This is a genomic window from Streptomyces sp. NPDC037421 (assembly GCF_055602105.1).
Window position 1 is genome coordinate 25,054 of record NZ_JBVJWV010000051.1, and the last position, 11,059, is coordinate 36,112.

Annotated in this window: 12 protein-coding genes; 5 read left to right on the forward strand and 7 right to left on the reverse strand. The window is 72.2% G+C overall.

Annotated features, from left to right (window positions below):
• Positions 1 to 133: 133 nt before the first annotated feature.
• On the reverse strand, positions 134 to 574 hold the full coding sequence (locus tag ACZ7IF_RS37000) for a MerR family transcriptional regulator (protein WP_470981134.1): 441 nt from the start codon (positions 572 to 574) through the stop codon (positions 134 to 136).
• Between the two features lie 90 nt (positions 575 to 664).
• Here ACZ7IF_RS37000 and ACZ7IF_RS37005 point away from each other — a divergent pair, with 90 nt between their 5' ends.
• Together ACZ7IF_RS37005 and ACZ7IF_RS37010 are read left to right on the forward strand one after the other, a co-directional pair.
• Positions 665 to 1,330: a class II aldolase/adducin family protein gene (locus ACZ7IF_RS37005; RefSeq protein ID WP_470981137.1), complete on the forward strand. Its 666-nt coding sequence runs from the start codon at positions 665 to 667 to the stop codon at positions 1,328 to 1,330.
• The gene (locus ACZ7IF_RS37010; RefSeq protein ID WP_470981140.1) at positions 1,327 to 1,743 is read left to right on the forward strand and encodes a carboxymuconolactone decarboxylase family protein; all 417 of its coding nucleotides are present in this window, start codon (positions 1,327 to 1,329) and stop codon (positions 1,741 to 1,743) included. Before ACZ7IF_RS37005 ends, ACZ7IF_RS37010 begins: the two co-directional genes overlap by 4 nt.
• 33 nt (positions 1,744 to 1,776) lie before the next feature.
• Here ACZ7IF_RS37010 and ACZ7IF_RS37015 read toward each other — a convergent pair whose 3' ends face one another.
• The gene (locus ACZ7IF_RS37015; protein ID WP_470981143.1) at positions 1,777 to 4,113 is read right to left on the reverse strand and encodes a M9 family metallopeptidase; all 2,337 of its coding nucleotides are present in this window, start codon (positions 4,111 to 4,113) and stop codon (positions 1,777 to 1,779) included.
• A gap of 239 nt (positions 4,114 to 4,352) precedes the next feature.
• Here ACZ7IF_RS37015 and ACZ7IF_RS37020 point away from each other — a divergent pair, with 239 nt between their 5' ends.
• Positions 4,353 to 5,930 (forward strand): AMP-binding protein, encoded by a 1,578-nt coding sequence (locus ACZ7IF_RS37020; RefSeq protein ID WP_470981146.1) that lies wholly within the window; start codon positions 4,353 to 4,355, stop codon positions 5,928 to 5,930.
• Positions 5,931 to 5,933: 3 nt separating this feature from the next.
• Here ACZ7IF_RS37020 and ACZ7IF_RS37025 read toward each other — a convergent pair whose 3' ends face one another.
• Entirely contained in the window at positions 5,934 to 6,083 is a 150-nt protein-coding gene (locus tag ACZ7IF_RS37025) for a hypothetical protein (RefSeq protein WP_470981149.1), read from the reverse strand.
• A gap of 377 nt (positions 6,084 to 6,460) precedes the next feature.
• Between ACZ7IF_RS37025 and ACZ7IF_RS37030 the strand changes: the two genes are divergently transcribed.
• Positions 6,461 to 7,144: a maleylpyruvate isomerase N-terminal domain-containing protein gene (locus ACZ7IF_RS37030; RefSeq protein ID WP_470981152.1), complete on the forward strand. Its 684-nt coding sequence runs from the start codon at positions 6,461 to 6,463 to the stop codon at positions 7,142 to 7,144.
• A gap of 236 nt (positions 7,145 to 7,380) precedes the next feature.
• Here the strand turns inward: ACZ7IF_RS37030 and ACZ7IF_RS37035 are convergent, their stop codons facing one another.
• The 3 genes from ACZ7IF_RS37035 to ACZ7IF_RS37045 form a co-directional block, all read right to left on the reverse strand.
• A complete protein-coding gene (locus tag ACZ7IF_RS37035) occupies positions 7,381 to 7,884 on the reverse strand; it encodes a flavodoxin domain-containing protein (protein ID WP_470981155.1) in 504 nt (167 codons plus the stop codon).
• A gap of 97 nt (positions 7,885 to 7,981) precedes the next feature.
• Positions 7,982 to 8,449, reverse strand: coding sequence for a hypothetical protein (locus tag ACZ7IF_RS37040; RefSeq protein ID WP_470981158.1), 468 nt, complete (start codon positions 8,447 to 8,449; stop codon positions 7,982 to 7,984).
• 280 nt (positions 8,450 to 8,729) lie between these two features.
• Positions 8,730 to 9,053: a hypothetical protein gene (locus ACZ7IF_RS37045; RefSeq protein WP_470981161.1), complete on the reverse strand. Its 324-nt coding sequence runs from the start codon at positions 9,051 to 9,053 to the stop codon at positions 8,730 to 8,732.
• A gap of 28 nt (positions 9,054 to 9,081) precedes the next feature.
• Between ACZ7IF_RS37045 and ACZ7IF_RS37050 the strand changes: the two genes are divergently transcribed.
• Entirely contained in the window at positions 9,082 to 9,825 is a 744-nt protein-coding gene (locus tag ACZ7IF_RS37050) for a DUF4913 domain-containing protein (RefSeq protein ID WP_470981164.1), read from the forward strand.
• A 107-nt stretch (positions 9,826 to 9,932) separates the two neighbouring features.
• Here ACZ7IF_RS37050 and ACZ7IF_RS37055 read toward each other — a convergent pair whose 3' ends face one another.
• Positions 9,933 to 10,847: a DUF5829 family protein gene (locus ACZ7IF_RS37055; protein ID WP_470981166.1), complete on the reverse strand. Its 915-nt coding sequence runs from the start codon at positions 10,845 to 10,847 to the stop codon at positions 9,933 to 9,935.
• Between the last annotated feature and the right edge of the window lie 212 nt (positions 10,848 to 11,059).

Sequence of the window (11,059 nt, forward strand, 5' to 3'; positions counted from 1 at the left end):
CCCCCCCCCCCCCCCCCCCCCCCCCCCCCCCCCCCCCCCCCCCCCCCCCCCCCCCCCCCCCCCCCCCCCCCCCCCCCCCCCCCCCCGGGCCGGGTCCGGCGTTCGGAATTCCCGGCTCTGGCTCCGCGCGCCGTCACGGCGGCGGATCCGCCGTCTCCCACGCCGCCATCTGCTCCCGGAACTTCGGGCATCTGACGATGTCCTCCTCACCGCACCTGAGGGCGTGCGTCAGGAGCTGATGGGCGTGGCCGAGGTCGACCATCCGCTGCTCGATCTCACTGATCTTGGCGCGGATCATCGCCTCCCGGTGCGGCTGCTCCCGCTGGAACTCGCCGATCTCGACCAGGGTCAGACCGGCCTGCTGGCACTTGCGAAGGACCGTGATCCGCTCGGCGGCCTCCGGCGGGTAGCGCCGCTGGCCGCTGACGCGCTCGGGTTCCGGCAGCAGGCCGTGGCGCTCCCAGTACCGGATGGCCGAAGCGGGAACCCCGGTGATCTCGGCGAGCCGGCCGATCGTCATGCGCACGTTCCGCTCCACCTCCTGCGGCTGCTGCCCGCTCGCCGCGCCCGGCATTTGACTTAAACCTTAGTTCAAGTTGAAGAGTGGTCGGCACGTGGACAGCGGCGAACGAGCGACCGCTGGCAGCACACCTGGAGATACGCCATGAGCGACACGCACGTACGGGATGGGCGGGCCGAACAGCTGGCGCGAGCCGCGGAGCAGCTCTTCGAGGCGGGGGTGATGTCCCACTCCGGACACGCCAACCTCAGCGCCAGGCTCGACGGCGAACGCCTCCTGCTGACACCGGGGTTCGTCCGCGGCCTGCGCCCCGAGCAGCTGGCCACCGTCGGCTTCGACGGACAGGTCCTCGAAGGCGAGCTGCAGTCCGTCAGCGCCGAGATCATCGCCATGCACAGCGCGGTGTACCGGGCCCGCCCCCAGGTGGGGGCCGTCATCCACACCCACTCGCCCTCCGCGACCGCCTTCGCCGTGGCCCACCGGCCGCTGCCCTGCCGCACCGAGCCGATGCTGCGCTTCGGACAGGCCGAGGACATCCCCGTGGTCCCCTGGGGACCTCGCGGATCGGACGTGTCGGTGCGCGGTATCGCCGAGGTGCTGGAACGCTGCCCGACGACGGCCGCGGTCCTGCTGGCCAACCACGGCCTGCTGGTGTTCGGCCCGGACGCGGCGGCCACCGCCCACCTCGTGGTGGCCGTCGAGGAGAGCGCCGAGGCCGAGATCGCCGCCGCGGCGATCGGAGGGGCCGTCGACTTCCCCCCGGGCGGCCGGGAAGCCGTCCGCGCCGCGATCGCGCGGGTCGCGTCATGACCCGGGACGCGCAGGCCACCCGTACGGAGGCCGTACGCGACCGCTACCGCTCCACCCTCGGAGCCGTTCCCGGCGGGGTGCAGGAGCGGCTGCGCCTGGCCCAGGAGTTCGGCCGGCTGCCGACCGAGGAGGCCCTCGCGGCCCTGCGCCACATCGTGCTGACGGAGAGTCCGCTGGGAGCGCGGGTGCAGCAGCTCGTCCACTTCGGGCAGCTGCTGGCCCTCGGCCGGGCCCACCCCGCCCGCATCCACGCCCGGGGCGCCCTCCACGCAGGAGCCGCCATGGCCGACCTCGTCGGCGTCGCCGAGACGGCGCTCGTCACCGCCGGCGTCCCGGCGTACGCACTCGGCACCGAGATCATCGCCGAACTCCTGCCACAGGAGGACCGCCCGGACACCCCGGCCCGCCCCTGAGCGGGCAGGGCCGGCGCGCCCCGGCGGACGGGCTCACCTGGACTGCGTGGAGACGCTCACACCGCTGAAGTCCTGCGCGGCGGCGAGGCTGAAGTACACCCAGCCGGACGGCGGGTTGTCGATCGTCAGGGTCTCGCCGTTGCCGGCGCCGGCGGACTTCGCCTGGTGGCTGCCGGTGGTGGCCCAGCTGCCGCCGCCGTAGTAGAGGTCGGCGTTGCCGGTGCCGCCGCTGCTGGTGATGGTCAGCTGCTTGACGCCGGCCGGCAGGTACACGAAGTGGTAGCTGTAGTTGCCGGCGGCGGCCGCGAGGTTGTCCCGGCGGCAGTTCCCGTCGAACTGGCGGGGGTCGCCGGTCGTGCAGAGCGGCGCGGACGGGGCAGCCTCCGGCAGCGGACCGCAGTCCCCGGTCGCGCAGGCCGTCGTCAGCCAGGTGGCGAAGCCGGCGTCGTAGCCGGTGCCGATGGTCTGCTTCAGGAAGGTGCGGGCACCGTTCCAGTCGCCGGTCCGGTACTTGCCGAGGACGGTCTGGACGTCGGCGGGGTGCGCCTGGAGCATGTAGCGGACCGCGAGGAAGCCCCAGCGGTAGACCCGGGCCGAGTTGACCTGGGGGTCCTCGTCCTGGCCGTAGACGGTGTCGAACAGCTCGCTGAGCCTGTACGTCTTCTTGCCGGCCTCGGCGATCGCGTCGGCGTTGCGCTCGCCCCGGTAGCCGAACGAGATGTTCTCCGCGATGCCCTCGACCCACCAGATGGTCGGCGTGGTCAGGCTGGCGTCGAAGTCGCCCGCCATGTTGTAGCGGCCGTCGAGGTAGTGGGTGTACTCGTGGTTGAGGTTCCAGATCTGGAAGTCCGGACGCAGCCACTGGGCCTCGTGGGCGATGAAGCGGGCCTGGTTGCCGGCGGCGGCGGGGTTGCCCTCCTCGTACATGCCGCCGTTGTCGACGTCGATGTTGTAGATGGCCCAGGCGTACAGCGAGTAGTTGGTGTAGTCGTCGAAGACGACGACCTCCAGGTTGGTGTTCAGGTCACCGGGGATCGCGCCCTTGTCGCCGATGATCCGGTGGAAGTAGGCGTCCTGGTTGACGAGGCTGGCGCAGGTCCCGGCCAGCTGGCCGGGGGACATGTCCTGGGCGCGGATCTTCAGGCCCGGGGTGCAGGTGTGCTGGATCGGCAGGACCGCCGGGAGCACGCGCTCGCCCAGGTCGCAGATGGCGTAGGCCGCGCAGTTGCCCCTGTCGTACTGGCGCGTGTACCAGCCCAGGTTCATGGTGATCGGCGCCGTGGGGCCGACGTTGGGGTAGCGGTTGACGAGGTCCTTGAGCAGCGGCCGGAGCCGGTCCCTGAGCTCGGGGACGTCGAGGGCGTGGCCGAGGTGGCGGCCGACGTTGCTGACGACGTCCAGGCGGTTCAGCTGCGCGCCGTTGCGCGTGATGAAGCCGGCCCAGGTGTCGAGGATGGCGGGGTCGGCCTTGAGGGCGGCCCGCCAGCCGCGGCCGTCGTTCTTGGCCTTGAAGCCGTTGTCGACGACCCACTCGACGTGCTGCATGGCGAGGTCCATCTGGCCTGGCCAGGTGCTGTCGTAGCCGCTGAGCATCCACTTGACGACGCCGGCGTACCGGCCGGCCGTGTGGGTGCTGTCGATCAGCGTGACGACCTCGTTGAGGATCTCGCCGTTGGCGTCGGTGACGTCCTTGCTGCGCGGGGAGGCGAAGAAGGCGTCCAGCGCGCCGCGCGCCGCGCCGTCCAGCGCCGTGCCGTACTCGCCGACGACGTCCGCGTGGTTGTCCTGCACGTAGTAGCCGGCGCGCAGGAACAGCACCAACTGCCCGATGGCGGCGCGGTTGTCGCCCGAGTAGCCGGCGGAGGCGTCGCGCAGCGCGCCCGCGACCGTCACCATCTGGGCCTCGTGGAAGGCCTTGCGCGCGTTCTCCCCGGTGAGGCCGAACAGCGGGTAGGTACAGGTGATCTGGGGGAGGGCCTTGAGCTGCTGGACCAGCGCGCCGCCGGTGGCGTTGATCACCCCGGAGAGGTCGCCGCACTCGTTTCCGGCGGCGGCCGGGGACTGCTTGTCGCCCTTCGCGGGTCTGGCGGGCTTGACGGCGGGGGCGGGGGCCGGGGCGGACTCCTCGGCGCCGTCCTGTGAGGAGATCCGGAGGCGGGAGCCGTTGCTCATGGCATCGGGCGACCTGGGGACCGGGATGGACCGGGGCGCCGGGGCCGGGGCGGCGCCCGCGTACGCACCGGCCGGGGCCGTGGCGCCGACGGGCGCGGCGTGGCTCTGTGGCGTCAGCAGGCCGAGCGCGATGAAGGCGGCTGCGCCGAGCGCGGGAAGTCTTCGCGCGCCGGCCTTCGATATCCGGAAGGGATGCATCTGTGGGGGCCTCCGGGGCCGTTGGGGCCGTGTGCTGGGGACACCGGCGATTGACATGTGACATGTAAAATTGCATACGTCGCGTCACTTCGGAAGCCCCGGACCGGATTCCCCGCCGGCGGAACCGAAGCGCGGTCGGGGCGCGGGCGTTGGCTGGATGTCGGCGTCGCGGCTTGGGCTTGTGGATCACCGGCCGTTAACCTCCCGCTAGTTGCTCAAGTCAACCAATGGGAATGGGTATGCACGACACCGCCGAACACTTCCGCAGCCACGTGGAAGAGATCCTCGACACCCTCGGAAAGGACCCCGGCCGAGAGGCCTTGGTGCACCGGGACCGGCGCATGAGCGCGGGTGAACTGCGCGGCCTCGTCCACGGCATGGCCCGCGCGCTGCGGTCCCAGGGGGTGGGGCGCGGTCAGACGGTCACCCTCCTCTCCGGCAACCTCCCCGAGACGATCGCGGCCCGCTACGCCGCCGGTCTCCTCGGCTGCGCCGTCAACCACCTCTACACGGGCCTTTCGGCCGACGTGCACGCCGACATCCTCCGCGACGTCGAGACCCGGCCCCTGATAGCCGACCCGGCCCATCGCGAGCGCGCCGCCGGGCTGGCCCGGCGGGTGCCGCTGGAACGGGTGCTCGTCCTCGGCGCCGGCAGCGGCGCGGACCGGGACCCAGACCCGGACGCGCACCCGGACCTCGGCCCGGACCTCGTGCAGCTGGCCGCCGACGAGTCCGCCGAAGCACTGCCGGGCTCGGCGCGCCCGCAGGACATCTGCACCATCCGCCACACCGGTGGGACCACCGGTCATCCCAAGGCCATCTGCACGACCTTCGAGCAGTGGGCGTCGGCCGGACCGGTCTGGTCCGGCGAGGAGCGGGTCAGGACCCTGGTGTGCACCACCCTCGCGCACGCGGCGGGCATCATGGCGGACACCACGCTGCACCGCGGCGGCACCGTCGTCCTGCTGGACGGGTTCGAAGCAGGATCCGTACTCGCCGCCATCGAGCGCGAGCGCATCACCCACACGTTCCTGCTGCCGCCGCTCCTCTACCAGTTGACGGACCACCCCGACGTCGACCGCACCGACACCTCCAGCCTGCGCATGCTCACCTACGGCGGCTGCGCCTCCTCCCCGACCCGCCTCGCGGCGGCGGTCCGGCACTTCGGCCCCGTACTCAACCAGTTCTACGGCCAGAACGAAGCGGGCGGGATCAGCGTGCTCTCCCCGCAGGACCACGATCCAGAGCGCCCGGAGCTGCTGCGGAGCGCCGGGAAGGCCATGGAAGGCGTCGAGGTCGCCGTACGCGACGCCGACGGCAGGCACCTGCCCGCCGGCGAGCACGGCGAGATCTGCGTACGGTCCCCGCACGTGATGAAGGGCTACTGGAAGCAGCCCGAACTCACCGCCGAAGTACTGCGGGACGGCTGGCTGCACACCGGTGACATCGGATTCGTCGACCCGGACGGCTACATCACGATCGTCGACCGCCTGAAGGACATGATCGTGGTGGTGGGGGGCCACGTGTACACCGTGGAACTGGAGGACGTGCTGAACTCCCATCCGCAGGTGCTGCAGAGCGCGGTGCTCGGAGTCCCCGACGCCAACCTCGTGGAGCGGGTCCACGCGGTCGTCGTCCGCACGCCGGGCGGCGACGTCGGCGAAACGGAGCTGCGCGCCATGGTGCGGGACAGGAAGGGCGCCATGTACGAGCCCGCCGGCATCGTCTTCGTCGACGCGCTGCCCCTGACCGACGCGGGCAAGCCGGACAAGAAGCTGCTCCGCAGCCGGGCCGTCGCGGCGGCGGGGTCCCCCTGACCGTCAGGGCGTCAGGGGTTCGAGTACCTGGTCGTGGGCGTGCCGGCAGATCACCGAGGTGCGGAACCCGACGACTTCGCGGCGCTCGGTGAACTTGTCCATGAGGAAGCCGTGCAGGTAGTCCACGCTGGGCACGGACACGTGCACGATCACGTCGTCGCCCCCCCGTGACGACGTCGACCGTGCTGACCTCGGGCAGGCCGGCGGAGTACGTCTTGAACGCCTCGATGACCGCCCGGCCGAGCGGACGGATCCGGAAGTGGACGAGCGCTTGGACGTCGGTTCAGGGCGGCCGGGTCGACCGCGGCGTGGTAGCCGGTGATGACTCCGCGGGTCCGAGGCACGGCTGACCGAGCGCCTCGGCGGCATCGGCGCCACCCTCCGGGAGGTCTTCCACACGGCCCGGACCCGCCGGTGCACCCCCGCGGACGTGGCCGCCGGACTCGCCGCGCGACGGGTCCGCGGCCCTCACGTGTGACGCAGGACACCTCCCGGCCGGCGGCGGGGGAGCGGTTGGTAGCTTGATCACCATGAATCAGGACCAGGTGCTGGAGGCGTTCCGCCTCGAAGCCGGGGAACTCTCGCGGGCGGTCGCAGGTCTGTCGGAGGCGGAGTGGGACCTTCCGACGCGTTGTGAACCATGGTCCGTGCGAGAGCTGTTGGGCCATGTACGCGTGGTGATCGCCTGGTTGCCGGCCATGCTGGACGCTCCGCCGCCCGGCAGGGCCGAGGTGTCCGCGGTGGAGTACTACCGGCCCGACGACCGCTTCGCCCCGCAGACCAACACGGCCCGCATCGCCTTGGCCCAGGACCACGCGTCCGGGCAGGCGGACGGTGCCGCGCTCGCCGAGGACTTCGCCGAGACCTGGCGGCGGGTGGACCGGCTGTGCCGCGCCGAGCCCGCGGACCGCGTCGTGCGTACGCGCCACGGGGACGCGATGCTCCTTTCGCAGTTCCTGGTCACCCGGGTGGTCGAGGTCGCCGTCCACGGCCTGGACCTGGCCGAAGGGCTGGGCCGCGAGCCGTGGCTGACCCCGCGGGCCGCGGACGTGGTGCTGGAGCTGCTGCTCGGCCCGGACCGCTCGGCCGCGACCCGCGCACTCGGCTGGGACCGGCTCACCTTCCTGCGCAAGGCGACCGGCCGCGAGCCGCTCGACGCGGCGGAGACCGCGCGGGCCGAACGGCTCGGCGTCCGGTGGCTCACCCTGGGCTGACGCCGCGACGACGGATCCCGGGGGGCCACTCCGGACTCGTCCTCAGCCGCACAGTGCCGTCCGCCGCCCGGACGCCGACCCGCTCGGCGTCCGGCCCCGGCCCGCACGCCACGTCCCCGCGCTGACGACGGTGGAGATCATGCCGCCGGCGGTCCGGTCGTAGGAAGGGCTGAACCGGTTGATGTCGCGTCCCGCGAGGTCGTGGCCGTGCAGGTGGCCCTTCCGCCCACGGGCTCTCAGGACCGGAGACCGGGCCCGTCCCCGTTCCGCAGCCGCTCGGCGAACGCCCGGGCAGCGGCCAGGTCCGCGGCATCGGGCCGCTGCCTGTTGATGCCGCCGACGAGCCCGAAGGGCCCCCAGGTGTCGGACGCCCGGCACGAGAAGGTCCCCTCGACCCGGAAGCCCTTGCCCGCCAGGCGCCGCACCAGGGGGCGGGTGAAGGGCGCCGGACGCAGCTCGGGCAGCCCGCTGGTGGCGAACACGAAGGCTCGTCCGCGCGCGTTCGGGAGAGCCCGGACCAGGGCGCCCAGGCTGGGGTGGAGCCTGCCGTAGAAGACTCCCGAGCCGAATCCCACGAGGTCGGCGGCGGCCAGCTCCGCGAGGTCGGCCTCAGCGGGGGAGACGACCTCCGCGCCCAGGACCCGGGCCATGGTGTCGGCGACCCGGCGCGTATTGCCATGAGACACGGAGGTGCAGACGATGACGGACTTCATCGCGGTGGTCCCTTCTCTCGATTCCACAGAGGGGACAGTGCGGCGGGGCCGGATGTGACACCCGGGCTCGATGCGGACGTCATCGCCCTCCGGGTCCGCTCCTGACGGAACCCTCCGGCCCCGCTCAGGTGTAATAGGTGTCGAACGAGGCGATCCAGAGCGCCGACAGGGGCAGTACGGACAGCTGGACGACCGCGGTGGTCCAGCACCGCCCGAGCACCGCGGCGGAGGCGCTCCACCAGGCAGTCGTACGCAGCAGGGCGACGACCCCCGCCTGGTAGCCCTCTCCGCCGGGATCCATCATGCCGGGATATCCCATCCACTCCTCGGTGAAGACGCCGTCCGAGCCGGATACGACGACGGCCGACACGAGCCACAGGTCGGCCAGCAGCGCCGCCACGGCGAGTGTCCTGTCGAAGCGGAGGTACGCGGGGGCCGGGAGCAGCAGCCTGGCGAACGGATGCCCGTGCGCCCGCACCCACCGCTGCCCCCGGCTTCGCCACAGCACCGAGGTGGCGTAGCCCAGCCATCCGAGAGCCATGGCCCAGCCGCACATGAAGACCAGGAGGAAGAACAAGATCGCGACACCCATGCCCCACCAGATGCCCCCATCCCCGGAGCGGTTCCCTCCGCCCATGACGGGTGCGCAGGAGGGAAGCCGGGGCGGTCGAAGCGCCGGCCGGGGAAACAGGCCGAGGCGTCCACGTCCGTCAGGGTCGGCGGAAGGAGCCGACGTTCTCCCTCACCCGGTCGCCGTAGGTGCGCGGTGGCCGGCCGGTGGCCCGGGCCCGCTCCAGCGAGGCTCGGCGAGCACCCGCACCCGCCGTCCCGCGGCGAGGAGTTGCGGGCCGGACACCTGCCGGCGATCCCGTTCAGTACTCGAAGACCGGGTGTCCGGCGCCGGGGCGGGTCCAGTGGTGGCCGGCCCGCAGGTGGGCGAGCACGGCCCGCCGGGTGTCGGTGCCGGCGGTCAGCGACTGCGCGTCGTCCAGGTCCCGCACGTAGCGTCCGAAGGCGTACTGGATCGCGTCACGGTCGCCGGTGTAGTGATCCTCCCGGCAGGCCGAACTGTCGGCGCCGGCAAGGAAGGACATGAGGTTGCAGTGCAGATCGTCCCGCCAGTGGTGCGTACCGGCGATGGCGACCACGGCCCTGACCGTTCGCCGGGCCGGCTCGTCGCCGTTCGTTATCGTCATGGCGACGATAATAGGCTATGGTCGCCCCATGAACGAAGCACGGAACGGGAACCCCGGCCCCACGGCCGACTCGGCGGCCGAGCACGCGCAGCGGGTGGCGGCGACCGTCACCGCCGAGGCGGCGGGCGAGGAGTGGAAGAAGCATCACCACATGACCTTGACCTTCTTCCTGGCCGGCGCCCGGTCGGCGCACGAGGAGGACGATCGCGCCCGGCAGTTGGACGACTGGAGGAAGCGGCTCGTCGACTGCCTCGCCGCGGACGCCTACGCCGAGGTCGCCGAGCTGCAGGAACAGCTGCAGGACTGGATCCTGACGGAGCTTCGACGGCGTGACGGCGCCCTGGAGTCGCTGCTGAGGTCCTACTCCCCGCCCAAGCCGCCGCGCGAACCGCGCTCGCTCTTCCCCATGCCGGCGTCGGAGGTCTTCGGTGACAAGGCCGATCTCTACTTCGCCGACGTCTTCGACTTCGTCACCGGCTACCTGGCCCACACCATCCGCCGCCCCCTGGACGGTACGACCGCCACGTGGTGCCCGCGCTGGTGGGACCACTTCGAGGCGGGGGCCCGGCTGTCCGCGCTCTGGCTGGCCTGGGAGCACCTGCGTCATGACCCGGGCCTCGGCATGACCACCTGGTGGATCCAGCACGCTGATCCGCACCTGCGCGTCCTGATGGACCCCGAACGGGGCCCGTTCGCCGGCTGCTCGCCCGAGGAGCACACACGGACCCCGTTCGCACCGCTCCCCAACGACCCCTACGACCCGGCCCGGTGACCCGCGCCCGAGCGGGATCGGGCGCGGAACGCAGCAGGTGACCGACGGTCAGGCCGGGCGCGGGACGTAGGCGAGGCCGTGGGCGCCGGGTTCGCCGGCCGGGTCTCCTACCGGGCGGCCCCGAACGTCCACACGGCACGGTCGCCCGGGCCGGCCACGAGGGTCGAATTGCCGATGTGTTCCTCGTGGCGGTTGAACACCGGGCGGTTGAGGGACATCTCGACCTGCCGGAGCCCGGCCTGCTCGCGTGCCACCGTGTCCAGCCGGATGGTGGTACCGCCCCCCTGCGCCACGACGCCGCCGCCGGGGAGTTCCCGTACGGCGAAGCCGCCGGCCTTGAGCAGGGGCACCGTGTTGGCCAGGTCGCGTGCCGTGACTCCGAGGCGGATCGAGGTCACGTCCTTCATGAGGCGGTCGCGGTAGCCGTCGGACAGGTACCGCTCGCGGCCGACGTCACCCGGGTGGGAGGCCGGCTCGGTGTTGCCGCGCGGGTCGGCGAAGTACTCCGGCAGGTACTCCATGCCCCAGGCGCCGAACGCGTCGTACTGGCCGGTCGTGAAGACGGCGTCGAACCACGGCACCGGCACTCCGTCGCCGAAGTCGCGGGTCTGGCGGAAAGTCACCGGGTCCGGCACGCCCTGGTCGCGCAGGCGCGCCGTGACCGTGGCGAGGTCCCCGGCCCGTTCGGCGGACACCCCCAGTCCGCCGGCGCCGAGCGTTCCGTCCTGGCCGGGGAGGTCACCCGTGCCGAACAGTTCGAGGTAGGTTTCGCGGCCCATCAGATACCGGCCGGTCCAGGTCTCGCCGCCCGAGCCGGTGGTGGTGCGGACCTGGAAGTTGGCGAAGTCCCGCAAGTAGGCGGAGTGTTCGATGGCATCGGCGGTTTCCCGGTCGAGCACCCCGTAGGCATGGTTGTAGAACAGCAGTTGACGTCCTGTCGGCGACCCGTCCTCCTGAGCCGACGCGATTCCGGTGGCACCTCCGGCCCATCCGGTCAGTGCCACGACGAGGACCATTAACACGTGCAGTACACGACGATGCGACATGCGGGCGATCGTAGGCCGCGCGGCGCGGGTCCGCCGCCCATTAAGGGGCACGGGGCGGTACACCGCCTTCCGGCCACGGCCTCACGGCTGGGGAAGCCGGTGTCGGGTGCGTCCGTTTCCTTCGGTTCGGGGGCCGGATGTGACCGGGGGCACCCACCACAGCGGGTCTGTCCGGCTACCCGGGGTGA